The organism is Acinetobacter sp. OYA S30 (genome assembly GCF_033599315.1).
GTDB classification, from domain to species: Bacteria; Pseudomonadota; Gammaproteobacteria; order Pseudomonadales; family Moraxellaceae; genus Acinetobacter; species Acinetobacter baumannii.
This window is the reverse complement of the sequence record NZ_JAWVAV010000003.1, coordinates 1-25309: the sequence shown is the minus strand read 5'-3', so window position 1 is coordinate 25309 and position 25309 is coordinate 1. Positions and strand designations below refer to the sequence as shown.

The 25309-nt window shown below is 37.0% G+C and carries 26 protein-coding genes and 1 tRNA gene; 8 read left to right on the top strand and 19 right to left on the bottom strand.

Annotated features, from left to right (window positions below):
• Positions 1–33: 33 nt before the first annotated feature.
• From csuE to csuAB, 6 genes are all read right to left on the bottom strand, one after another.
• Positions 34–1053 (bottom strand): Csu fimbrial tip adhesin CsuE, encoded by a 1020-nt coding sequence (gene csuE / locus R5R67_RS02295; RefSeq protein ID WP_001022720.1) that lies wholly within the window; start codon positions 1051–1053, stop codon positions 34–36.
• Positions 1050–3548, bottom strand: coding sequence for a Csu fimbrial usher CsuD (gene csuD, locus R5R67_RS02290; protein ID WP_000603300.1), 2499 nt, complete (start codon positions 3546–3548; stop codon positions 1050–1052). Before csuD ends, csuE begins: the two co-directional genes overlap by 4 nt.
• On the bottom strand, positions 3545–4378 hold the full coding sequence (gene csuC, locus R5R67_RS02285) for a Csu fimbrial biogenesis chaperone CsuC (RefSeq protein ID WP_157832715.1): 834 nt from the start codon (positions 4376–4378) through the stop codon (positions 3545–3547). The genes csuD and csuC overlap by 4 nt, the downstream gene beginning before the upstream one ends.
• Positions 4372–4890: a Csu fimbrial biogenesis protein CsuB gene (csuB, locus tag R5R67_RS02280; protein WP_000876480.1), complete on the bottom strand. Its 519-nt coding sequence runs from the start codon at positions 4888–4890 to the stop codon at positions 4372–4374. Before csuB ends, csuC begins: the two co-directional genes overlap by 7 nt.
• A gap of 5 nt (positions 4891–4895) precedes the next feature.
• A complete protein-coding gene (gene csuA, locus R5R67_RS02275) occupies positions 4896–5444 on the bottom strand; it encodes a Csu fimbrial biogenesis protein CsuA (RefSeq protein WP_000577000.1) in 549 nt (182 codons plus the stop codon).
• 74 nt (positions 5445–5518) lie between these two features.
• On the bottom strand, positions 5519–6055 hold the full coding sequence (gene csuAB, locus R5R67_RS02270) for a Csu fimbrial major subunit CsuAB (protein ID WP_000790104.1): 537 nt from the start codon (positions 6053–6055) through the stop codon (positions 5519–5521).
• A gap of 583 nt (positions 6056–6638) precedes the next feature.
• Between csuAB and R5R67_RS02265 the strand changes: the two genes are divergently transcribed.
• Positions 6639–7277, top strand: a complete 639-nt coding sequence (locus R5R67_RS02265; protein ID WP_000590088.1) for a TetR/AcrR family transcriptional regulator — start codon at positions 6639–6641, stop codon at positions 7275–7277.
• Positions 7278–7345: 68 nt separating this feature from the next.
• Here R5R67_RS02265 and R5R67_RS02260 read toward each other — a convergent pair whose 3' ends face one another.
• Both R5R67_RS02260 and R5R67_RS02255 read right to left on the bottom strand, forming a co-directional pair.
• Positions 7346–7537, bottom strand: a complete 192-nt coding sequence (locus R5R67_RS02260) for a hypothetical protein (protein WP_000637306.1) — start codon at positions 7535–7537, stop codon at positions 7346–7348.
• Positions 7538–7564: 27 nt separating this feature from the next.
• Positions 7565–8263, bottom strand: a complete 699-nt coding sequence (locus R5R67_RS02255) for a FadR/GntR family transcriptional regulator (RefSeq protein ID WP_000572520.1) — start codon at positions 8261–8263, stop codon at positions 7565–7567.
• Between the two features lie 96 nt (positions 8264–8359).
• Between R5R67_RS02255 and R5R67_RS02250 the strand changes: the two genes are divergently transcribed.
• The gene (locus R5R67_RS02250; protein WP_000423653.1) at positions 8360–9262 is read left to right on the top strand and encodes an ATP-binding protein; all 903 of its coding nucleotides are present in this window, start codon (positions 8360–8362) and stop codon (positions 9260–9262) included.
• A 52-nt stretch (positions 9263–9314) separates the two neighbouring features.
• On the opposite strand, the gene gltS is transcribed toward R5R67_RS02250, so the two are convergent.
• Positions 9315–10550, bottom strand: a complete 1236-nt coding sequence (gene gltS, locus R5R67_RS02245; RefSeq protein ID WP_000397471.1) for a sodium/glutamate symporter — start codon at positions 10548–10550, stop codon at positions 9315–9317.
• Positions 10551–10910: 360 nt separating this feature from the next.
• On the opposite strand from gltS, the gene R5R67_RS02240 reads away from it, so the two are divergent.
• The 4 genes from R5R67_RS02240 (at position 10911) to R5R67_RS02225 (ending at position 14607) form a co-directional block, all read left to right on the top strand.
• Complete coding sequence (locus R5R67_RS02240) at positions 10911–12062, top strand: alpha/beta fold hydrolase (protein ID WP_000054919.1); 1152 nt, start codon at positions 10911–10913, stop codon at positions 12060–12062.
• Between the two features lie 158 nt (positions 12063–12220).
• The gene (locus R5R67_RS02235) at positions 12221–13057 is read left to right on the top strand and encodes an AraC family transcriptional regulator (RefSeq protein ID WP_000097862.1); all 837 of its coding nucleotides are present in this window, start codon (positions 12221–12223) and stop codon (positions 13055–13057) included.
• Positions 13058–13107: 50 nt separating this feature from the next.
• Positions 13108–13713 (top strand): LysE family translocator, encoded by a 606-nt coding sequence (locus tag R5R67_RS02230; RefSeq protein ID WP_000429466.1) that lies wholly within the window; start codon positions 13108–13110, stop codon positions 13711–13713.
• Between the two features lie 567 nt (positions 13714–14280).
• Entirely contained in the window at positions 14281–14607 is a 327-nt protein-coding gene (locus tag R5R67_RS02225; protein ID WP_000469224.1) for a hypothetical protein, read from the top strand.
• On the opposite strand, the gene R5R67_RS02220 is transcribed toward R5R67_RS02225, so the two are convergent.
• The 6 genes from R5R67_RS02220 to R5R67_RS02195 form a co-directional block, all read right to left on the bottom strand.
• The gene (locus R5R67_RS02220; protein WP_001102887.1) at positions 14604–15074 is read right to left on the bottom strand and encodes an AnBLUF65 family BLUF photoreceptors; all 471 of its coding nucleotides are present in this window, start codon (positions 15072–15074) and stop codon (positions 14604–14606) included. The two genes, R5R67_RS02225 and R5R67_RS02220, sit on opposite strands and share 4 nt — an antisense overlap.
• A gap of 163 nt (positions 15075–15237) precedes the next feature.
• Entirely contained in the window at positions 15238–15600 is a 363-nt protein-coding gene (locus R5R67_RS02215) for a NirD/YgiW/YdeI family stress tolerance protein (protein ID WP_000721826.1), read from the bottom strand.
• A gap of 286 nt (positions 15601–15886) precedes the next feature.
• Positions 15887–16531, bottom strand: coding sequence for a glycosyltransferase (locus R5R67_RS02210; protein WP_000690470.1), 645 nt, complete (start codon positions 16529–16531; stop codon positions 15887–15889).
• Positions 16528–17127: a class I SAM-dependent methyltransferase gene (locus R5R67_RS02205; RefSeq protein ID WP_025466909.1), complete on the bottom strand. Its 600-nt coding sequence runs from the start codon at positions 17125–17127 to the stop codon at positions 16528–16530. Before R5R67_RS02205 ends, R5R67_RS02210 begins: the two co-directional genes overlap by 4 nt.
• A complete protein-coding gene (locus R5R67_RS02200) occupies positions 17102–17896 on the bottom strand; it encodes a PIG-L deacetylase family protein (protein ID WP_000536983.1) in 795 nt (264 codons plus the stop codon). The genes R5R67_RS02205 and R5R67_RS02200 overlap by 26 nt, the downstream gene beginning before the upstream one ends.
• Positions 17884–18858 carry a hypothetical protein gene (locus R5R67_RS02195; RefSeq protein ID WP_000947662.1) on the bottom strand — a complete coding sequence of 325 codons (975 nt, stop codon included), beginning with the start codon at positions 18856–18858 and terminating at the stop codon, positions 17884–17886. The genes R5R67_RS02200 and R5R67_RS02195 overlap by 13 nt, the downstream gene beginning before the upstream one ends.
• A gap of 298 nt (positions 18859–19156) precedes the next feature.
• Between R5R67_RS02195 and R5R67_RS02190 the strand changes: the two genes are divergently transcribed.
• On the top strand, positions 19157–19390 hold the full coding sequence (locus tag R5R67_RS02190) for a DUF2171 domain-containing protein (protein WP_001094391.1): 234 nt from the start codon (positions 19157–19159) through the stop codon (positions 19388–19390).
• Positions 19391–19539: 149 nt separating this feature from the next.
• Here the strand turns inward: R5R67_RS02190 and R5R67_RS02185 are convergent, their stop codons facing one another.
• From R5R67_RS02185 to R5R67_RS02175, 3 genes are all read right to left on the bottom strand, one after another.
• Entirely contained in the window at positions 19540–20937 is a 1398-nt protein-coding gene (locus R5R67_RS02185; protein ID WP_001058173.1) for an amino acid permease, read from the bottom strand.
• Positions 20938–21040: 103 nt separating this feature from the next.
• Positions 21041–22609, bottom strand: coding sequence for a CoA-acylating methylmalonate-semialdehyde dehydrogenase (locus R5R67_RS02180; protein WP_000181278.1), 1569 nt, complete (start codon positions 22607–22609; stop codon positions 21041–21043).
• Positions 22610–22715: 106 nt separating this feature from the next.
• Positions 22716–24098 carry an aspartate aminotransferase family protein gene (locus tag R5R67_RS02175; RefSeq protein WP_085943472.1) on the bottom strand — a complete coding sequence of 461 codons (1383 nt, stop codon included), beginning with the start codon at positions 24096–24098 and terminating at the stop codon, positions 22716–22718.
• A 97-nt stretch (positions 24099–24195) separates the two neighbouring features.
• On the opposite strand from R5R67_RS02175, the gene R5R67_RS02170 reads away from it, so the two are divergent.
• On the top strand, positions 24196–25113 hold the full coding sequence (locus R5R67_RS02170) for a LysR family transcriptional regulator (RefSeq protein ID WP_000802863.1): 918 nt from the start codon (positions 24196–24198) through the stop codon (positions 25111–25113).
• A 57-nt stretch (positions 25114–25170) separates the two neighbouring features.
• Here the strand turns inward: R5R67_RS02170 and R5R67_RS02165 are convergent.
• Positions 25171–25244: transfer RNA gene (locus tag R5R67_RS02165), tRNA-Trp, on the bottom strand.
• Positions 25245–25309: the final 65 nt, after the last annotated feature.

Genomic DNA, 25309 nt, shown 5'->3' with positions numbered 1-25309 from the left:
AACTGAGCTTTTATTTTCTATATAAAACAGCTTTTAAAACTCGACTTGTACCGTGACCGTATCTTGATAAGTTCCCGCTGGTACCGTGTCTGCGTTTTCATCCACAATTTTTGTAGTAAACACATAGTTCTGCTGCGTTACTCCATTATGTACGCCTGGGTTAATCGTTGCATTTAAACTCGACCAACGCTCGTTACCGCTTCCCCATCGGTCATTCGATGAATTCTTGAAAATATCGTATTTTAAAAATGTATTTCCCGTTTGTGACTTCATAGCTCGCTGGTTGCCGTTTTGCGGGGAAAGTCCATTATTTAAACTCACATAATATGGTGTATTTACAGAGCAACGTATTCCCATAGACGACTGAACAGGTTCAAGCTTGGAAGCAAACGCCGCCGTACCAAAGTTTACGTCTTGAGCTAAAATTCGGCAGTCTGGAAGTACGGTAATTGAGAGTGAACCAAGCGAGTCTGCCCCACTTCCCCAGTTAAAACCAATACCCAATGCACCGCGTCTAAACCCAGGACTCTCAAAGAACACCCCGATTCCCACAATCGCGACTGCGGGCACAGAATAGAACCATTTTACTTTTAACGGTGAGTCGGCTTGATAAACACCCGGCGATACACTTTGCCCAGCCGGAAGCCGTATGTAGAAAGGTAAATTGCCATCAGGCCCGCTAAAAAGATTGACCAGCGTAAAGCTACTCATATCTTTTTCTTGGCCTAAACTAATGATTTCATTGTTACTGTCTAAAATAATGGCGTTAAGTTTTTCTCCAGTCTGAGCATTGGTAAATGAATTCGACATTTGCTCAACCCGATATTTTAGGTAGGTCATGTTTGCTAAAGCCAAGCTAAAACCTGTACACGACAAACCCGAATTAAATTGTGATGAGTTTTCACCATTTTCCATTAAGTAAATAGAAGGGACCGAAATAGAGGATGTACCTGAAGCGCTCACGCTACATGCAGCATGAGCCATATTTCCCGTCAACATCAGTCCAGAGAACATGCATAAATGTTTGAGTAATTTTTTTGTTTTTATATTCATGGCAAAGATACCTCGTGACAAATAACAGGTTTAACCACCACAATCTGCTGCTTGGCTTGTTCTACATCTACAGAAAAATCTGCTTTACAAATACTTTGGTCCGAACGCTGAACCGTTACGGTGTTATTCGGTTTTAAATTTTCTAAATAGACAATGCCATCCATTCCCACATAAGAAGACTCTTGATCAGCTCTATGTACTACAGACCCTACCGGTACAGGTTTGCCATCTGCCTGAGTCAAATAGACATTGGCAGCAATAGACTGATGAACAGGGAACTTAATCACAACGCCCGAACCGCGTTTAGCCGCTATCCGTTGTTCAACTTGTGTGATTGTAAAGTTTGAAGGTAAGTCGATTGGGTCGACGCTGTATTTACCCGAATAATAAGGTGTTACCGATGGCACAAAAATATGGCCTTTTTTATTACTGCGGCCAATTAAACTGTTTTCGTATCTGACCAGAACATCAGGCACTTGATTTGTATCGATCAATGCAAAAGATTCACCTAATCGGTTTGAGGCAAATAAATCTCCTGCCATATAAATTAGGGAACCGGATAGGCCAAACCAGTAGTTATAGTCATGGTTTCCAGACAGACCAAAGTCAGTATTAATATAACTGTTGCGGTAATTGACGCGTGCCTGATTTAAATCTTCACTATTTTCATTGAAGCGTCGGGTTAAATCGACACCAAAACCACCTTCAGACGGAACAGAGCGGTTGAAGTTAAGGTAGCCAGTATCGCCCTGCTTATTAAATGCATAACCTGAGTTAACAGTCGCGTTTCGCTGAAACAGCGGTATCGAAAGCTGAAATGCAGCACTCCATTCTTTTTCGATGAAATCACGGTTGGCACTTAATGAAACAGTCACGCCATTCATATAAGTCGGTAAAACAGGCGCCCAAGACAAGTTTAAAAAGCGATTTTTGAAGTCATTCGCCTTGGTATTGATATAACCAACGCCAAAAGTTCCTGAGTTTTTAGTGGCAAAGTAAGTATTGGCCGTTAGGCTTTTATTGCTATTAACTGAAATTAAATTGCTATATTGCAGCCGTGAAAGGTCGGTATATTCATCATCACGTTGGTTATGGTTAATGCTAAAACCAAACCGATTACGGTTATAGCTGTATCCAACTGTATATTGATTACCTTCCAAGTCTTTCGTTCGATCTTCAGACATAGATTTGTCGGCTTTACTTTGGGTAAAAGAGGCACTCAGCACACCTAAATTTGCAAGCTTGAGTACAGACCCAGCACCCAATAACTGTAAATCTGAAGAAAGTTCGGTGCGTCCTTCTACAGTCAGCCAGTCATTTACCCCATAACGGGCATCAGCTGCACTTGCAAATTTTCCATAAGAAAAATTCTTAAGTCCGTAGTCTTCACGGATTTTCCCTAAAGACAATGAGTAATCAAATAAGCCGGGCTTGAGCAAAGTATTAGAAATATAAAATGGGACCGATGTTGTGACCTGGCGCCCGACTGCATCAGTCGTGACCACAACAGCTTCCCCTTTACCGTTAATAAAAGGAACATTGTTTAAAATAAACGGCCCAGACTGTACTTCTGTTGAGCTGGTCTTTTGCCCATTAATAATTAAATCGACTGTACTTGGCAATGCAGCTTGCCCAATAAATTGTGGCAATGGATAGGTAATTAAATCCGGTCGGGTTGAATAGTTTCTCTGTACCTGAAAACCGCCTAGTCGAACAGAACTTCCCCATGTCGTTTTACTACCGGTAATAATGTCACCCAGTAAAAAAGATGTAGCATTCTTTTGGTTATCAAACTGCCAAGATGTGTCATAACGACGATAGCCATCATTATCTACAGACTCGGCGTTACCTTCATTTTTGTAATGGTTTTTGACATAGACACCAGAGTTTTTAATGACCCCTAACGGAGAGAAAAAACGCTGCTCAGTAAATAAACTACTGGTTGAACCGCCTTGATAGGGTCTATATGTATAAAAATCATAGTTATTGAGCAGCCCTATACCAGACTGAGCGACTTCCGGCTTATACCATGAGTCTTTACCCAAAACTTGAGTGGGCATCCAAGCGGGCGGAAAATTGAGCTTAAAGTATTGGTTCGAAGATTGATATTCATAACTTACATCTTTTAATTTATCTAAAGATATCCAATCACTCGCGTCACCACTAAACCCCAAGGTCAAAACATCTTGATTCGATAAAGATGTGTCAGTGTTTGTTAATAACTCTTGAGGGATCTTAATTTCTAATTCATCAATCAGCTTCTTTTTTTGTATGAAATACTCATCATTTTTCACAATAACAGGCACAACTTGCTGGACCGAATATTGGTTCACAACCAAATCGAGATACAGTTTAAAAAGTTGATTAATCTCATTAATGTCTCTTGGTGGTGGAGGCAAATCGCCTGCAAACACAGTATTTGGAATATTTAAACATCCACCCGACAATAAAATCAGCAAAATACTTTTGCATAAATTATTATGCCGAAGGATCATGATGGATCCTCCATTTTGGTGATTTCGATCAATTCTTGTTTAATACCAGAACTGTCCACACCATAAATTTTAGATGTTTTTGCCAACTCATGTGCCGTTGACTGATCAATAGCAAACTTTACAGTGCTATTTGATAAAACATAGCCAAAAGCAGCCTTTCCTAAAGAGATATCATTACCTGTTTTTGAAGTTTTCAGTGCCGAAAGACGCGCAAACTTCTGACCATTATTTTTAAGATATAGCTCAGACTGGCCTTGTTGATTATTGCGAACTGACCACTGTAAAACCGGTTTTGCTAAAGCATTTTTTGCATTAAGTTTTTGACTTTCTTCGGTTAATCCACTGCCAATTCCTTTCCCATAAGCAAACAATGGAATTGAGTAACGCATTTGGAAACTTACTTTAGAAGCATCTTGCTCGTTGCCATCAGAAAGTCGGATCGGCAACTCATCTACAATCAGACGATATGACTGCTCTTTGCCATCCGGCAAATTGGCGCTTTTGGTTAAGCGAAGCATATGCTTCTCGCCTGCTTTAATTTTAGCTACAGGCGGGCTTGGTATAATTTCTGATTGCTCACTATAGTTATCTTTTAAACCATCTTGATTCCATTTAAATACCCGAATTTGCACCATTGCATCGGTCTTACCCGTATTTTGAAGCCAAACCGCAGTTGCCTTTTCATTGGCTTCAATTTTTGGATAAATCGGCCAAATTAGAAAAGTTGCTTGTGCCATCACAGGTGTAACAAGTGATAATGTACTTGCAAATAAAAAAGATTTTAAAATGCCATTTTTAATAAATGCAGAATTGTTCATACAAATCACCATGTAATCATTATTGAAACAGTATCTTTATAAATTCCGGCCGCATGGGGTTCATTATTATTTTCTAAATCAACGACACCATATATTTCAAAATTTGCCAGACGGTTTGTAGGTGTTGTAGCAGGCAATAAATATTTATTACCTACAATATATTCATTGGATAAACTGCTAGAGTTATACAGTTTGTAAGATAAATAATTAGGGGATGAACTATTCTTCATACGTCTTGTATTATTTTGAAGGTTTTCACCACCATCTATAGAAATACTTACAGGTAAACTTTCCGTACAACGGATATTCCAAGAACCTTTGCTATTAATAACATTAGTCATTACTTTATTTTTTGATAAAGCAGAGTATTTACCAAAATCCATGTTTTGCTCAATATTATCTATTGAACAGCCATTTTCAATTTTAGCTTGTACTTTAAAACTTGAATTGAGCTGAGGATCTGCTGCATATATAAATTGACTAACAGATAGCAAAAATATTGCTTTAAAATATAAGTATTTCATTTTTCTTAAAACTCAATCGTAATTGGTACTATATCTTTATATTCACCCTTAGATATACGACTACCATCATGGGCTGCTTGACCAAAAATATCGATATTCTTTTTATTATTCATATCATTAAGAATAAAAGCTTCATTTGCTTTAATGACTTGTTTATTTAAACCATAGAGCAAGTTATAAGCAATAAAATCTCTACCATTACTTAAAGCATGATAATAATTTTGTGAAAATGAAGCTGGAATATTACTATCATTATTTCCTGCTCCAAATATTATTTTTACAGTCGAAATACCTGCACACTCAATCTGAAAACCTGAATTACCATTATTAACTAAACTGGCTTCTAAAACCCCTTTAAAACCTGTGGTAGCTTCACCAAAATCTATAGTTCCAAAATTTAAATTTGCTGCATTATTTTCTACAATGTTATTATTAATAGAACAAGAAGGCAATAATTCAATTTGACTAGTTAATTTAGCTCCAATTTCACCCGCATTTACTAAAGAAATTAAAAAATAAGAAATTATAAATGCCGAACCACGATTGAATATCATCTTCCCTCCATTTAAAACAGGTCTACTCATATTTGAGCAAACCTGCTACTCAATTAATTATTTCTTTTTTATATTTAGAAGTTTACAGTGACTAATAGAGTATCTTTATAATCGCCTTGTGCTTTTGGTGTACCTGTGTTTGGAGCAATTGCACCGAAAATTGGTACAGCAGTAGCTTGGCCACTTACTGTAGTGAACTGTTGTGGTTGGTTTACAACATATAGGTTTGTACGTGCAGCATCGCGATAAACGTTATATGCAACTACATCAGCAGAAGCAGTATTTTTTAAAGTGCGGTCTGTACGTTCACCACCGTCAATTGCGACTGTAAAATCAACAGGATCTGTTCCGTCACAAGTCACAGAAATATTGCCACCTGTTGCTGCTGAAGCAACTTCAGCTGTTAATACGTTGTTCCAAGTACCGGAAGTTTTACCAAAATCTAAAGTACCAAACTTGTTCATATTTCCTTCAGTTTGACTACCACCTACAGTACAGCCTGTTGAGATATTTAATTTAACGTCAACCTGTCCAGTAACAGCTGCTTGAGTATTTACCGCATAACCAGCAACTATTAATGCTGCAAGAAGTGATTTCTGAATGTTTTTCATATTCATAACCTACATATATAATGATTAGATTTGTAGAACAAAATGAATCAAACTCGACAAATAAAATATGGCTAATCTGTTTTATATATAAAACAAACTACCTTTTACTATTGTGTGATTCTCTTCACAATTTAATAACAATTATTTAACTTGTATACACATATTACAAAAAGACTATGTTGAGTTATTTAAAATCAATTTTTTTAATCTTACAAAAACTCCCAATTAAATACCCACCCCTACTTTATTAAAATGGCTAAAAATTAGAAAAAGAAATTATCTTTTTAACGATCATACTTTTTAAATAATTATTCAAATACAATTATTTATACACACAACAAAAACAAGTATTATTTGTTTTTATTAAAATAGGTAACATGACCTATTTTAACCCTACCTAAAGAAATAAAAATAAGTCATTTGACCCATTTTTTAACCATTAATCAGGTCGAATGACCTAGATTAAAAAAATATAGGTCGTTCGACCTAATTTTAGTTTAATAGAATTTAAATATTTTATTTATATTTTTTTAATTTCATGGTTTAGAATGCCTTTTTTTAAATAGTACTTACAGGCTGGATAATGATCAAAATTGATACCTTTGATACTATGCAAATAAAGAAGTCCTTTACCACTCTAAAAGGGCAAGAAAGAATAAAGCAGATCTTAAGAAATGCTGAAATAGTTTTTCTTACTAAAGGTTATTCCGGATTTAGTATGAGAGGAGTTGCAACTCAATCAAATATTAGTTTAAGTACTTTGCAACATTATTTTCAAAATAAAGATATTTTATTAAAAGCTTTACTTAATAAATTAATTTGTGACTATATACAGCGTATTGAAATTTTAATTAATTTGAATGCAAATGAACCACCTTTAATTCGGTTTATGAATATTATCACTAATATAATTTATGAAATAGAGCAACCGATCATCACAAATGCATTTAAAGAGTTTTTCTCTATTTCAGATCATTTGCCCTATGTATATGAAGCTTTGTCAATCATACAAAAGTATAATCTCGAACTTATCTATAAAATCATCCTCCCCATTCATAATAAAATATCTTCAGAAGAATATAAAGAAAGAGCGATTATTATAATCACTCAACTTAATGGATATTTAGTTCAACATTCGAACAAAAATACAGATGAAAGTTATAAAGAATTTTTAAGAAGTATACTGTTAAAAAATATATTAAGATTAGTCAGTGAACCATAAATTTTAAAACATAGGAGCCAGTTCTCCTATGTTTTTAATATATGGTGGTGTTGTACTCAATTATTATATTACTGAGCGAAAGCTTTAATTTCACTTCGAATCAAAATATGTCGAGATGGAAAGTAAAAGCGATAAGCCAATTCGTAAGAGTCAAATAGAGCTAACTGAGATTGATGAGTTGCCCAATAATAGGCCGTCATTCCCTTTTCTTTCCTCACATTTAAATAGTAAGGAACAGCAAAGTTGTTCGAAACAATCATAAAACTCATAGTATTTGATCTAGCTATTTAGTGGTTTTGGACAAAGTCAGCTTTAATTGAATCTAGCGAACGTAATATGGGCGCCAACATAGACTCCGCAATTCGCATGGCTTCTGACTCAGACTTGTGTTGAATAGCTTGAACAAGTTCACTATGTATTTGCTGGTTTGGGTCAGGTAAATTTTTATTAGTCACTAGCTCTAAGGTGTATTGATAGCTTGAGTTTAAGAAATACTCATAAGTTGCCTGTAAAGCTTTATTATGAGTCGCCTTGGCAATTGCCAAATGTAGTTTCTTATCACTTAACATGAAGTTAGCAACATCTTGTTGATTTGTTGCTGCTCTATGTTCTAAACACACTATAACATCGCGCATATCTTCAGGCGTGCTATGTCTAGCAGCTAATTTAGCAATTTCGATTTCTAATAAACATCTTACTTCTACGTGTTCATATAAATCAGAATGATGAATTGAATTAATCACAATTGAAAAGTCATTTTTCGTGCGTACAAAAGTACCCAGCCCCTGTTTGACTTCTAAAACACCTAAATATTCTAAAATTTTAATTGCTTCACGAATGGTGTTTCGGCCCACACCCAAACCTTGAACAAGCTCAGGTTCAGTGGGAATTTTCTCATCTACTTTCCAAATATCATTTTTAATATTCTGACGTATGACATGAATCACTTCATCGACCAGTGATCTTTTTTGAATTTGCTCAATCATTAAAATTGGTACTAGTAAGCTTAAACATACGGTGATACTATCATCCTATGTTTAATTGTTCAATTTCTCTTTCATGCATTTTTAAAGGTTGAGCTCATGGAATTAAGTCAGACAATTTCAAATCTTATTTTTGAAATTCAAAAGCTTACTCAAGCAGTCGAAAAAATTTCTAAAACCCAAGAAATTTCTGTAGATGTCTTAGATGAGGCGATTGCCTTTAGATGGGAAAGAGAAAATAACAAAGGTTCGCTCGTCGCGATCCGTAAACCTCAACTCATTTCTTTTAATCATCTTTGCAATATCGACAGCCAACTCACCAAAGTAAAGTTAAATACTGAAGCCTTTGCAAAAGGCTTGTTGGCAAATAATGTACTCATGACAGGCTCACGTGGTACAGGCAAGTCGTCTATTGTAAAAGCCTGTTTAAATGAATATCACCACTTAGGCCTTCGAGTGATTGAACTTGAGAAAAAGTATTTAGAAGATTTGCCTAAGATTATTAACTTACTACAAGACCGTACTGAGCGTTTTATCATCTTTTGTGATGACTTGGCCTTTGAAGCCGGTGACTCAAGTTACGCAACTTTAAAAACTGTATTAGATGGTTCACTGGCCTCTAGTTCAGACAATACACTCATTTATGCAACATCAAATCGAAAGCATATGGTGGCCGAATACAATAAAGATAATACCGAGTTAAATGTCGGGGAAAATGGCGAATTACGCCCTGGCGACAGCATTGAACAAAAGATTTCTTTAGCAGACAGATTTGGTTTACAAATTAATTTCTATGGCTTTAGCCAACAAGAGTATTTAAAAACTGTTCAATACTGGCTAAATGAATACAAATGGCAACAACGCGAAACTTGGGAAACGATTCAGTTAAAAGCTATTCAATATGCAACTCAGCAAGGCAACCGCTCAGGAAGAATTGCCAATCAATTTGCCAAAATGATTGTGGGTCAAGAAATGCTAAGTGCAGCAGATTTAACGGTTTAAGTTGTTGGCTATAAAATGCCCCATAAAAAAAGCCCTTACGGGCTTTTTTTAATTAAGCAATAAATTTCAACATAAGCTGAATCACAGTTGCATTAATCAAGTCGACAAAGAATGCACCACAAAGCGGAACAATTAAGAATGCTTTATGCGATGGGCCATACATATTGGTAATCGCCTGCATATTTGCAACGGCGGTTGGTGTAGCCCCCATACCGAAACCACAGTGACCTGCTGCCAATACTGCCGCATCGTAATTTTTCCCCATTACACGGAAAGTCACAAATGCTGCATATAAAGCCATAGTCAGTGTTTGAGCACCTAAAATAACCACAAGTGGACCTGCTAAGTCAGCAAGTTGCCAAAGCTTTAATGAAAGCAATGCCATTGCTAAATAAAGAGATAAAGACGCATTACCAAAAACGTCAATCGCGCGGTCAAAAATATCAACCTTCAACACGCTTTCTAAAATATTTCTTAAGATTACACCGCCACCAAGCGCCCAAACGAAAGTTGGTAACTCAAACCAAGTTCCCTTACTGAAGCCAGTCATAAATTCAGCAAATGCTAAACATGCTGCAAACATACCTAGTGTGGTAATTGCATTGTCGGCAGTAATTAAACGAACTTGATGCGGGTTTTCAAACGGTGCAAGATCATCTGAATTTTGTTCAACATGCGTGTCACGCTGCTGAATCTCAGCATTGGTTTTTGCTTGAGCAAGGCTATAACGATTAATGAGCAATTTGGCTAAAGGACCACCAATGACACCACCAATAATCAAGCCAAACGTAGCACTTGCCATACCTAACGCTAAAGCACCCTGAATACCATGCTGGCTTTCTAGAATTTCACCCCAAGCACCTGCTGTACCATGACCACCGGTTAAAGTAATTGAACCTGCAATCAAACCAATAAGTGGGTCTAGACCCAATAAGGTTGCAAGGCTCATACCGACAGCATTTTGAACAACAATAAATGAGGCTACACAAATTAAGAAGATGACTAAAGCAGTACCACCCTCTTTAAGCTTCATAAAATTGGCACTTAAACCAATTGAAGCAAAGAACACGAGCATAAAGCTGGTTTGTAATTCACTGCTAAAAACAATACTGTATCCCCAGAAAGTGTGGACAAGTAAAGAAACTACCGCAGCGACCAAACCGCCTGCTACTGGTTCAGGGATATTATAACGTTTTAAAAAATCAATCCGATTGACAAGAAAGCGACCCAACAATAGAACGATGACCGCCGAAATTAGTGTATAAAAACCATTAAAAACAAATTCCATATATACTACTTTCTGATTACATTCCTAACGGATTGTAAAATAATTATATTTTATTTTTTAATATGTAAAAAAAACACAAATAAACTTTACAAAATTACCCTACCAATAAATTTTTACTATTCTTAAGAATAGCTTAAATTTTTAAATATTTTATACAAAATCATGCCCTATAATTTAATTTATCAATTATTTCAAAATCTTATGTAAATAAATTATTAATTTAGTATAACTTCACTTTGATCTCTTAAACAGAAAATCCTGTCTTTTAGGTCACTGAACTCATCTTTTATTCCCTTTAATATCCGCAAAAGACCAGCTCGTTATTTGCTCTGGGCAACATCTTTATAGGTTTTATATTCAATGAGTTTATTGCTTAAAGTTCGACAGAATGTTCCACAGGTACAGTCGATTAAAACATCTCTTAAAAAGCGTGCTGGTCAGAAAATACCTCACATGCTCTCCAATGCATCAGATCTGTTTTTTAGAGGATCGGAAATTGCCCTGTCAGGAAAAACACCTTTTGATGTAATTTATAAGCATGAAATTATAAGCCTTCGCCATTATAGAAATGAGACAGAGGCTTCTGCACACAAACACCGTGTGCCGTTAGTGATTGTTCCACCTTTAGCTGTGAACATGCTCATTTACGATTTGTTTCCTACCCGCAGTCTCATACGTTATTTTTTAGATCAAGGCTTCGAAGTTTATTTAATAGACTGGGGCGTACCTACCCGCAATCAAGCCAAATACAATTTTGGCACCTACGTAAAAGTCTTTATGCCTGAAATGTTAAAGCAGGTCCGTATACATAGTGGGCAACAACAGCTTTCATTACATGGCTGGAGCTTAGGCGGCGCACTTTCACTTTGCTATACCGCGTTATTTAAAGATAAAAATATTAAGAATCTGATGATTCTTGCTTCCCCGATCGATACACATAAAGCAGGTTATATGGGTAAGCTCTATGGAAGTCTGACTAAACCTGCACAGTGGGTCCGTAAGCATACGCCTTTTCGTATTCGCCAACATGTACCAAGTGAAGTGTTTCATATTCATGGATGGCAAAACACACTCGGTTTTAAATTAACGGACCCCATTGGCAATTTAAAAACCTATTGGCAACTTCTTAAAAATCTGGATAACCGAGAATTTATTGTTGACCACGCTACCTCTAGTTCTTTTATCGACAATATGCTGGCCTATCCGGGTGGCGTTATGCGCGATATTATTTTACGTTTCTGGATTGATAATGAACTCTCAACAGGTGTAATTAAATTTGGGGAACTTACAGCTTATTTAAAAGATATTGATTGTTCAGTGTTGGCTGTAGGTGGAGATACAGACATTATTGTGACCGCCGATGCTGTTAAGCCCCTTATGGATTTAATTAGTAGCCAAGATAAAACGTTCAAAACTGTACCCGGCGGCCATATGGGCGTAGTGTCCGGTAGCCAAGCACCGACCTCTGTTTGGCCTGAAATGAGTAATTGGCTGGCTACACGTTCAGATTAATCAATTCAAACGTTAATGAAAAACCAGCCTGTTAAACCTTAGGCTGGTTTTAATGCACACTAAATTTTTTAAAGTTTTTGCACAAATCTTCTAGAACTACTTTTATCTCTTTTATACTGTTTCAGAGGCCAAAATTAAAAGTTTATAGGTCAGTGCTTATGAGTAGTAACTGGGTGGATATTTCAAAAGATACCAATACGGGTATCGAAACAATCCGTGCTCATTTTACTGGCCATGCTTATGATCCCCATTGGCATTCAAGTTATTTAATTGGTGTAACTGAATCTGGCATTCAACAATTTCATTGCCGTAAAAAGCAAATCAATAGTCATGCTGGGCAAGTTTTTATGCTTGAGCCAGAAGAAATTCATGATGGACATGCGCCTGCATCTGATGGTTTTACCTACCAAATGCTTTATCTACATCCAGAATGGTTAAAGCAACGCCTTCAAGGTTTGTTTCACAACAGCCCCGATCATTACGAACTAGTGATTGATGCGCCATTAAAATCCGATGATCAACTTGCAATCATTACTTCGCAAGCATTTCGACACTTACACTATAAAGAAATGAATATTGTGAAAGACAATAGTCTAGATATGCTTATTCAATATATTGCCCAAGGTAAATGGTTAAAAAAAGTATCTCAATCTTCTTGTATTCATGTTCCCCACATCGCCCATCAAATCCGAGATATTCTGCATGATCATTTATTTGAAGATATTGGGTTAGAAGATATATCACGTATGGTGGGACTAGACCGTTACCATATTCACCGTATTTTTAAATCAACTTTTCATTTAGCTCCTCATCAATATCTTATTCAACTGAGACTTACACGAGCACGTGATTTACTCGCTAGAAGTATTTCTCCAGCACAAGTTGCTTCTGATTTATGTTTTTCAGACCAAAGTCATTTAAGTCGTTGGTTTAAACGCTGTTATGGACTAACACCAGCCGCTTACAGAAAAATCTGCACAAATCTTCAAGATTAAAAACCTTAATTATTTCATCTTGTCTCTCCCAATTAACTAAGGTAGACAAGATGGAAAACCTCACTGCATTTTCATTATTTGCAATTGTTGCCTCAATTACTCCAGGCCCGACCAACTTTATAATTTTAAGTTTAAGTAGTCATTATAAAATTTCTAAAACACTTCCCGTTATTTTAGGTTCTTGTATTGGAGCAGCCTTACTTGTATTAGTGGTTGGTATTGGCCTTGGCTCCACTATTCTGGCTTACCCTGTTATTCAAAAAATTATGACATGGAGTGGTTTAATCTGGCTCACCTTTCTAGCTTGGAAACTATATAACTACAATCCTGTTATCTCTTTAGAAAAAAATGAACAATACCCTCCTATTGGTTTTAAAGCTGCTTTTTTAATGCAAGCGATTAATCCTAAAACATGGATGATGGCTTTTGCAGTTATTAGCGTCTATACAAAACAGGGACAAGATATCTTGATAAATGTCTCAATTTTATCCTGCATTTTTTTACTTATAGCATTTCCTTGTCTCTACCTATGGGCCTTAGTAGGTAGACTAAGTACTCGGCTTCTTTCAAAACCCAAACATATAAATATTTTTAACAAAATAATGGCTATTATATTACTAGCCTCGGTCTGGTGGCCCATGTTCTCTATATTTTGATCATCAAAATCTAATCAAAATAGATAAGGAAATCTATTTTTAACAAACATATTTTAAATTTATAAGTTCAAATTATTACTTCCCATTATACAAATTATAAAAACTCATATTAATTAACTTTTTAATAATAATATTTTTAATTCATCAAATTTTATTTAAAAATAATAATTGAATATCTGATGTTACTTTTTGTTATTTATGTAAAGACCATTCCAACAATGATTTTAAATAAACATATGTAAAATATAAATTTTTATTCATACAACTTTGTAAAATTAGGTTATTTTTTATAAAAATGTAGGCAATATCTCACAATTATGTAAGCCAAAACTTACAACATAATTGATTGTTTTTCCTATAATTAATTTCAGTACATATAAGCACTCTTTACTATTAAATAGAAAGCTGAATATTAATAAAGAGATCTGGAGAAAATGATAAAGTCATCTTTATTAATATAAAAAGTCTCAATAATAGAAAAAGAATCTCAAAAAATGAATATGTACTATCTTTCCTCTGGAAACAGAGGAAAGATTACTTTTTAAATCTTCAGATAGGATATAAAGAATGTTTATTGCAAAAAATATATTTGTATATTTACTATCAATGTTAGCTTTATGCTTACTAATTATTCTTTTTAACTATCTAGGAATGAATCAGACACTAAATCTCATCATTTCTTCAGCGCTCTTTGGAATATTTATTACTTGGTACTACAAAGGAAGCGGACTGTGTATTGCCCTTTTTAGCTTTTTTTACTGGGCAATGTTTGTGATTAGTCAAAGTTTAGAAGTGATATGGATGTTGTCGATTTCAGTAATTGTCTATTTAGTCATGACACAAATCGTACCTAAACTCAAACACATCCATATCGGTATCGCATCTAATAGCTAGAACGGGTTTACTCCCCGATTCACCATTCCAACTTTTTTAACCGTATTAATTTTAGTTTGCTCTGCAATTAAGAGTTCATTTAAGAAAAATTTGAGGTTTTGCTGGTTCAGTAAAAGCGGGTTAAAGGTATTCTCTCCCATGTTAAGAAAGAAAGCTTCAATATTTGTATTACGCTGCACGTATTTCATTGACCAACGCTGAAAAGAGTGTTCATCAATGGAGTATGTGCATAACCATTTAATATTATAATGCCTTTGATCTTTTTGAATTTTTTCAAATAATCTTTCAACGACCTCTTGTTCGCCTTCTAGACATTGAAAAAATGCATTATCGGCATAATAAAGCACCCCACAAATCCCGTTTAAATCGTTGAAATCACGAGCTTCTGTCAGAATATCACGTAAATCTTGTAGCAAATCTTCATTTTTTTCATTTCGTTGGCTGGCATAACACAGGCGAACGTTCATAAGACTTCCGTGAAATATAAAATTTCATTATTAATGGAATTTTCAACTTAACATATCTTTATTTAAAATACTTTATATTTCATTATTATAAAAAATTTATAAGCTTGCTTATTTCAATAAAAAAGCCCGAATCTAGTTCGAGCTTTTTATTGAAAATGAAAAATTATTTAACACGTTCAATTTGTAACACTTCAATATCAGTCGGTTTAACGCGGTGGGTATCAATCTCACCTACAATACGTACTTTATCTCCAACCTTTAACTGCCAACCATTTGCCAAATCATCATCGACATCAATCACGATTGAACCTGTTTTATCTTTAAATTCATAATGGTCGCCAGCAATATGCTTAACGATAGTACCCGTTAAGGTTACCCCTGTTTCATCAGCTAAAGTTTTAGCTTTTGAAACAGTGACGACATTTTTTGCTGCTTGATTAAGTAAAGCGGGATCTGTTCTTGCAAATGCTGCACTACTAGTTAATAAAACAAGTCCAGTGAGTGTGGTAAATAATATTTTTTTCATGAATGTTCTCCTCGTTATTTTATCTATAGCTATCTAAACAATTTATGAAAACTATGAGTTTTAGCTTTTGTGATTTTTTGTGTCATCGTGTCAGATATACAGCACTATTGTTGAGAAGGTCTTTGCGTTGGCCTAGATATTTGTATGGTCATAATGAAAAAAAACCACATCAGGTGATGTGGCAAAAAGGTATAGCTCAATGAACACTAAACTACTATGTATAACAGAGGATCTGAGTTTAGAATATATTTTAATTATTAAAATAATCTTAAGAAAATAAGTTTAATTAAAGATTTTCTAAAAATTTTGATAAGCCTTCTGGCGCTCTTCCTTCGAGTCGACTACTGGTAGTTACCCGAACTAAATTGCTCCATGTAATATTACAGCACTGCCTTATCAGTTTTTGAATGAGTGAAACATCTTCATGGCAAGGAACAGGTTCAAAACCGCCTACTTGCATATAAGCAGCAGCACTAAAACTTAAATTTGCGCCATGAATATGGTGATGATCCATACAATCCTGATAATGCGATAAATATTTTTTTTGTTTCATAACTGATAAACGGCTAAGGTCATCTAAAGTCACAATGCCACAAATTGCATCTGTAGGTTGATGCAAAATCTGGCAGCGTAACCAGTCAGGACTGACCACACTATCAGCATCGGTACAGGCCAGCCAAGTTGCGCCATTTTGAATAAGTTGGCGGATACCTAAATCCCGTGCCTTTCCGACACATGCATAATTGCATTCAATCCAGCTTACTCCGTAGCGCTGTACAATTGAACGCGACTGATCCGTACAACTATCAAGTACGACCATGACCTCGACTTGTTCATCCGGTACTTTTTCAATCGCCTCCTGAATTGATTGCAAACAGGCTGGCAAATGTTGCTCTTCATTATGCGCTGGAACTACAACACCTATTTTCATCGTAATTGTTCTCGCTGAGCTATTGATGAAGGATTAACCGTCCAAACATCGACCATAAAGTCCGGATCGTTCAGACTTAAATAGTGATGAAATGGAAAAGATTGTTGAAAGCTTTGGTGGACTTTTTGGGCATTCAATTCAAAATCCTGAATATCCTGTCGCCAATGGCAACATAAAATTTCCCCTTCCGGGTTTAAGGCCTGCTTTAACTGTTCAATAAACTCACCTAACTCATCGAATGTGAGGTAGTACGCCACTTCGCTAATTACAATCAGATCAAATTTTTGTTCATAAAAATCTTCGGGTATTTTTCTATTTTCAACAGTCACATGTTCAAATGCTTCTAACCGTTGAGATGCGAGCTGAACGGCTTGCTCAGAGACATCTATACATAACAGATGAGCAGCACGCTGAGCTAGATAAACGCTTAAATGCCCATTTGAACAGCCAATTTCTAAAACTCTTTCGTAGTGTGGTCGCGTTAATAATGCAAGGCAGATTTGTCTTTTACGGGCTTCATACCAGTGATAATCATAGCCCCACGGGTCATTATTACTACGATACAACTCCTCAAAATACATACGAGAATGAATCACTCAGATATACCTCATAAGGCATTAAAAGACGGCTAATCGCACTTGAGGATAAAACGGCGGAATTTCCTGTGCTCTCATCGACTTCAAGTTGTGTTTTAAATTGCATAACCGCCTGATGTTTTTTAATTAACTGGTTTTCAGTTAAGGCATAAGCTTTTGCTTTGGACCAGTTAATTCGCGTGTCAAAAGGCTCTGCCCAATGCCATGCCCAGATCAATACGTGCAAACATAGTAAGTCCCGCACTTCAGCAAAAGCTTGTACTGTTTTCCCGACAGCCTCATGATCTGGATGGCCATCAAGTGCATAGCTACAAATTAAAATATCTTCGGGCTGAACTATTTGGCTAAGCGCCTGATTCAATTGATCAGTCTGTAAATGAATTTGACCATCCATTAGATTTAAACCAATCCGTTCAGAAAAAGCTGAAATACCTAAAGTGTTTAAAGCAGCCAGTGTTTCTTGCGGACGTAAATCGTTCAATTGGTCAGGAGTATATTTCACTGAATGAGGATGGCTTTGTGTTCCATTACTGACTGCCAAAATGACAATATGGCAGTTTTGCTCGACTAGCTGCTGCATTAAACCGCCACAACCCAGCACTTCATCATCAGGATGCGGAGCAACAATTACCACTCTTTTAGACTGAAACAATTTTAAATTCAGCCGATCTAAAGGATTTTTTTTAAATGCCTCAAGCCACATGAATTCGGGTGTGCCTTCACCTGAAATCATACGGTCCTCTACTAAGGGATGCTTCAAAGTTCCCATAAGCTTTTCTCCGGTAAACAGAGCTCAGCAATAGACTCATAATCAAAAGCCGCATGACTCTGTCGGATAAATACTGGTAAATCAGCGATGAGCTGTGAAAATGTAGGCTCTTCACAATAAGGACGCGCGCCCAAAGCGTTACCGACGAGTTGAATAACACTCTGGCAGCATTGTTCTGTTTGAGCACGTAATATACGGATTTCACGCTCATGGCTGAGCGCAGGCTCATCATCAATGAGCTTGGCAATATATTGAAAATACTGTTTGGTTACAGAGAGCTGTTGAGCCAACTCCCCTAAATACATTTTTTTAAATGCGTTTGGGTTAAGGGTGCAACTTGTATGTAAGAAGCTAACCAAGCGTACCGCCGCACCATACCAACAAGCCGCGACACCAGCAGCTCCATGCCAAAACCCCGGACGTTCCAAATAGCAATTTGGCAGTCCAATAGGAATAACAGGAGTATTATCAAAATGCACTTGAGCTGTTTGGGTTCCCTGCATACCGACTGCTTGCCAGTGGCTCAAGTCAACATGAACAGAGGGATGAGCTAAATCAACGATACAAAGCTGTGCTTGGCCTTCTTTGTCCTTATAACTCATTAGGGCTTTTTGAATAAACTCTGCACCTGAACACCAGGTTTTTATGCCATTACAGTGATTGTTCTGGACCTGTACAGGTGCCGGCCCGCCATCTGCTGCCCATACCGCCCAAGTTTGGTCATCGATTTCGTCTTGATAGCCCAATTCATTTAAAATACTTAAAGCATCATGATGTGACTCAAATAATTTAGCGAGACTTAAATCATACCCTGCAAGCTGAGCAAACAATTGCCATCGCTGATAGGTATGACCTGAAGCTGGATAAGGCAAACTTTTAGATAAACTTACCAATTGGTAGAGTAAATCTTGGCGGAGCTGACTTTTGTTTTCAGCCTGAGCATGTTCAAATTCACTCAACATACTCAAGATTGTCATATTTATAGATATTTTAATATTCATTACAAATAATTATTCAAAAGTATTCACTTAAACATATCGAAATAATTCTGTTTAATTAAAGATATAAAATGTAATAAAAAGATATTTTCTATAACTTTATTCAATGAATATTTCTTTTTATTTCATTGTTACCTAAATATATCGCTTAAGTGAAATTATAAAATAATCATGTAAGGTTTATTAAAAATTAAGGATTTCTGCCGTTTTATCCAGTAATTTAGTTTCTACCGTTTTTCTATTTCCAAAGAAGAGGTCAAAGATGAATACTTTAAATATTAATGATATTAAAAAACATGCAGACGTTATTGCTTCTTGTGGCACCAAAGTAGGAACTGTCGATCATCTTGAAGGTGAAAATCAGTTAAAACTCACCAAAGATGAAAATGATCAACATCATCTGATCCCTACTTCTTGGATTGGGGAGGTAAAAGAAGATCAAGTCATTTTAAATAAAAACTCAGAAGAAGTTAAAGAAAACTGGCAAGCGATTTAAACATCTTTGCTTAGTTAGCTTTTAACTCTTTATATTATTATAAAAACCCAACTACAATTAAAATAAAATAATTAGAATTAAAAAAATAAAAAGCTCCTTTTTATTAAGGAGCTTTTTATTTATATGGTTAAAATTTTAATTTAATATTTTTATAAATTACTCTGATTGATCGCAACCGAACGGGTTGCTTTACGCTTTCGGGTCACAAACAAACCGCAAACCACCACACCTAAGGTTACACCTAAAGATAGAGTCGTTTCATAACTATAGGCTGGTGAGAAGAACATATAAGCCAATACACTTAAAATAATGATAATCACAAACCAAGTCAGCCATGGGAATAACCACATTTTAAATGGAATTTCCGCTCCAGCCGCTTCTAGCTTATGTCTTAAACGTAGTTGCGAAAACGCAATAACCAAGTACACGAGTAAAGCAATTGACCCTGTGCTTGAGAGCAATAAGCCAAAGACTTTTCCAGGAAATACATAGTTAATGACACAGCATACTAAACCAATAAAAGTTGAGGAAAACACCGCAATTGCCGGTACACCGGCATAGTTCACTTTAGTGACTGCCTGTGGTGCTTCATTGCGTGTTCCCAAACGAAATAACATACGAGAAGACGTATAAATTGCCGCATTCATACAGCTCGCCACGGCGATAAAAACGACCGTATCAATAATAAGTTTAGTGCCTGGTACGTTTAAGCTCATTAAAACGTATTGGAATGTCCCGTACTTTTGTAAGTCCGGTGAACGCCAATCGACAAGTGAAACCGCAATAAACATTGAGACCACGAAAAAAAGAATAATACGGTACAACACCAAATTGGTGGCACGTCTAATTTTCTGTTTAGGGTTAGATGACTCTGCTGCGGCAATCGAGACAATTTCCACACCAAAGAATGAAAATGCCGTAATTAAAATGGCAGATAAAATTCCCCCCATACCGTGCGGCATAAAACCAGCGTTGTTGTATAAATTAGCAACACCACTGACATTTTTAGCTAAAGGCCAAATACCTGAAATTGCCAAAATACCAATAATAATAAAACCAATAATGGCAACCACTTTGACCAAAGAAAACCAGAACTCAAACTCACCAAAACTTTTGGTACTAAAAAAGTTGGCCAAGCTTAAGAACACAATAAAGCAAAATGCATAGATAGAAACCGAAACGCTCGGAAACCACGAATGTAAAATTTCAGCACCTGCGATGGCTTCTACCGGAATCGCAAGTACCCAAAACCACCAATATAACCAACCAATGGTAAAGCCTGCCCACGGGCCAATGGCTTTACGGGCATAGGTAGAAAATGAACCGGTGTCCGGCTCTAAAACGGCCATTTCACCTAACATGCGCATCACCAGAAAAACCATAATGCTGGTAATCAGGTATGCAAGAATCACTGCGGGGCCTGCTTTGGCAATTGCAGAAGATGAACCGACAAATAAACCTGCACCAATAACACCGCCAATACTAATCATTGTGATATGGCGATTTGAAAGTCCTTCGCCTAATTTTTTTGTTCTATCATTATTCATATTTCATTCCTTAAAAATATATCCATCAAAACGATCTATTACATGTTCAAAATCCTATGTTATGAAAAAGGGAAAACCTAATGTTTTCCCCTTGTTGCAATAATTAATTTAAAGTTGGCATTGAAAATTGTTTTGCTTCACGGACTTGAGCAGATGGCCAACGCTGTGTAATGGTTTTACGGCGTGTGTAGAAACGGACACCATCTGGACCATACGCATGTAAATCACCAAATAACGAACGTTTCCAGCCACCAAAGCTATGATAAGCCACAGGTACTGGTAAAGGCACGTTAATCCCCACCATACCGACTTGAATGTGATTGCTAAAATAGCGTGCTGCTTCACCGTCACGAGTATAGATACAAGTACCGTTACCATATTCATGGTCATTAATGAGTTGCATCGCTTCTTGCATGGTATTTACACGCATAACTTGCAACACAGGACCAAAAATTTCTTGTTGGTAGCTGGTCATGTTTGGTGTGACTTGATCAATTAAAGTTGGTCCAACAAAGAAACCTTTTTCATAGCCTGCTGGTTTTGCATCGCGGCCATCGACCACAATTTTTGCGCCTTGCTGCTCTGCACTTTGAATATAGGCTTGTACTTTGTCTTTATGTGCTTGCGTAATAAGCGGACCAAAGTCGTTGCTTGCATCTGCATAGTGGCCGAACTTCAATTTTTTCATTTCCTGAGTCAGCTTATCAATCACAACATCGGCAACTTCATCACCAATGGCAACCGCAACCGAAAGTGCCATGCAACGTTCACCAGAAGAGCCAAAAGCTGCGCCTAACAATGAAGTCACTACGTTATCAATATCGGCATCAGGCATAATGATCGCATGATTTTTTGCACCGCCTAATGCTTGGCAACGTTTACCTGTTGATGTTGCGGTACGGTAAATATATTCAGCAATTGGTGTTGAACCCACAAAGCTGACTGCCTGAATGCGAGGATGATGCAATAAGGCATCTACCGCTTCTTTGTCACCATTCACCACGTTAAACACGCCGTCAGGTAAACCCGCCTGTTTTAAAAGTTCAGCAAGGTATAAAACCACTGAAGGTGCTTTTTCAGAAGGTTTTAAAATAAAGCAGTTACCGCAAACCAGTGCCATTGGGAACATCCATAACGCCACCATGGCCGGGAAGTTAAACGGTGTAATTCCAGCCACAACACCTAACGGCTGGAACTCACTCCATGAATCGATATCTGGTCCGACATTTTTTGAATATTCCCCTTTTAAAAGCTCTGGTGCGCCGCAAGCGTATTCAACATTTTCAATACCACGTTGCAATTCGCCTTGAGCATCATGAGAAATTTTACCGTGCTCTTGCCCAATCAAAGCGCAAATCTTTTCGGCATTTTGCTCTAATAATTGTTTGAACTTAAACATGACACGTGCACGTTTAATGACTGGTGTATCACGCCATGCAGGAAATGCTTGTTCGGCCGCCTGAACTGCTTCATTTACCGTTTGTGCATCTGCAATTTCGACTTCTTTACTAATTTCACCCGTCGCAGGATTGTAAACTGGCTGTTTTCTTGCCGTTTTAGATACAATTCTTCCTTGAATGAAATGCCCTAGCACTTTTTTGGCTTGTTCACTATGCGTACTATTTTCAGTTGAAACTTCGTCATAGCTAAAATCTTCTAGGCCATTTGTCATTGTTGTTACTCCTTACTACAATTAGTTTTCAGATCAAACTGCTTTTTCATTTGGTTTTTAAAGAGCATCCAGAGACACCCCCGATGCTCATAAATATCTATAAGGCTTATTTCACTTGATAAAGTGCATCGCCCACGGCATTCAATAAGCGGTCAATATCTGCTTCCGTACTGTTGAACATTGGACCGAACTGAAGCGTGTCACCTCCAAAGCGGACATAGAAACCTTCTTTCCAGAGTTTCATACCGAGTTCAAAGCCTCGAATGGTGGCATCGCCATCACGCGGAGCTAACTGCAACGCACCAATCAAGCCACAGTTGCGAATATCTAAAATGTGCGGCGCGCCTTTTAAGCCATGCAGCACCTTTTCAAAACTTGGTGCTAACGCCGCAGATTGCGCTAATAAGTTTTTCTTTTCTAGAACTTCAAGCGCAGCTAAAGCCGCCGCGCAAGCAACCGGATGTGCCGAATAGGTATAGCCGTGGGTAAATTCAATGGCATGCTCTGGTAAGTCTTGCTGCATAAAGGCAGAGTAAATTTCATGGCTTGCCACCACACCACCTAAAGGAATAGCACCATTGGTCACCTGTTTCGCAAAGTTCAAAATATCTGGTGTTACCCCAAAGTACTCTGCCCCTGTCCAAGTTCCTAAACGCCCAAAACCTGTAATCACCTCATCAAAAATTAACAAGATGTCATGCTGATCACAGATTTCTCTTAAACGTTGTAAATAGCCAGTTGGCGGTACAATACAACCCGCAGAACCGGAAATAGGCTCCACAATGACAGCTGCAATATTTGAAGCATCGTGCAGCTCAATTAACTTAAGCATTTCATTGGCAAGTTCTACCCCGCCTGTTTCTGCACAGCCTTTGGTAAAAGTTAAATTGGGCTGCAAGGTATGCGGTAAATGGTCTACATCCATCAGTTGTCCAAACATTTTACGGTTGCCGCCAATCCCACCTAAACTTGTCCCTGCAACGTTCACACCATGATAGCCACGGGCACGACCAATCAATTTGGTTTTACTTGGTTTGCCTTTAATGCGCCAATAGGCGCGTGCCATTTTTATAGACGTATCTGCCGACTCCGAACCTGAGTTGGTAAAGAAAACGTGTTGTAGTTTTTCAGGCATATGCTGAACAATTTTATCTGCCAGCTTAAAAGAAAGCGGATGACCAAATTGGAAAGCCGGTGAGTAATCGAGCTGACCTAACTGAGCGCTCACCGCTTGTTGAATTTCGGGCAAGGTATGACCTGCACCACACGTCCATAAGCCTGAAAGTGAATCGAATATTTCACGGCCAGAATCATCAATCAGATAAGACCCTTTGGCACCCACAATCATACGTGGGTCTTTAGCAAAGTTTCGGTTTGCTGAAAAAGGCATCCAGTGTGCCTGATAATTTATATGCATATTATTATTGGTTTGAACCGCCTCCAAAGTATGTTCAGAGTCGCTGAATTTATCCGTATCAAACATAACCATTCCTGTTTATTTTCAAATTATGGTTTGAGTGTACATAGCGAGATAAGTTTGATAAATTCAAATTATCTTGAGTTTAGATTTAAAAAAACAAAACTAAATGAAACCTAAAAAATTAAATCAAGTTACTGATTTTGATATAAAACTTCTCAAAATATTTAAAACGGTTTGCGACTGTCACAGCTTTACATCTGCAGAAAGTATTTTAGGTATTAGCCGCTCTGCAATTAGTTTGCATATGAGTGATTTAGAAAATCGTCTGGGCATTCGGCTATGCCAACGTGGCCGTGCCGGCTTTGCCCTGACCGATGAAGGACGGGAAATTTTAGAATATATTGAAGTACTCACAGCAGCCATTGAAGACTTCCGTTCTAAAGTCAATCAAATGCATAACCGTCTTAAGGGTGAATTTAATATCGGCATTATTAACAACCTTGTGACTATGCCTAGAGGCTATATCACCAACACCTTGACACAACTTGCCGAGGAACATGCCGAGGTTATTATTAATATCAGTATGAGCACCCTTTCAGATATTGAGTGCCGTGTACTTGATAACCGTTTGCACGCAGGTGTTATCCCCCTTGTTACGCCTTTGTCTGGTTTAGACTATTTCGATTTATATAGTGAAAGTTCATTTTTATATTGTGGCAAAAATCATCCTTTATTTAACCAATGTAGCAACATTCATTTAAATGAATTAAAAAAATGGCAAGCCATTCTTCCTAATTATGCAATTACCTCGGAAGCAGCCAAGTTACATCAGCTTTTAGACTGTAAAGCGACCGCAAGTGACCGCGAAGGTATTGCCTTTCTCATTTTAACCGGAAAATTTTTAGGTTTTTTACCCGACCACTATGCAAAAAAATGGGTTGAAGACGGTGTTATGCAGCCTGTTTTAAAAGACAAAATGCACTACAGCACCCCTATATGCTTAATTACTCATAAGGGTAAAAATCACAATAATATTTTAAAAACCTTTATGGAAATGCTTGAGAAGCGAATAGCTAACAATTAAAGGTAGGTACTGATATTAAAATAAAAAAGCTCCACAAAAGGAGCTTTTTTAGAATCTTGGCAGAGGATCAAGGACTCGAACCTTGACGAACGGTTTTGGAGACCGTCATGCTACCATTACATCAATCCTCTATAGATAATTAAACCATTCAGATTTAATCATAAAAAAAGCAAGATCATCGTCTTGCTTCTTTCTA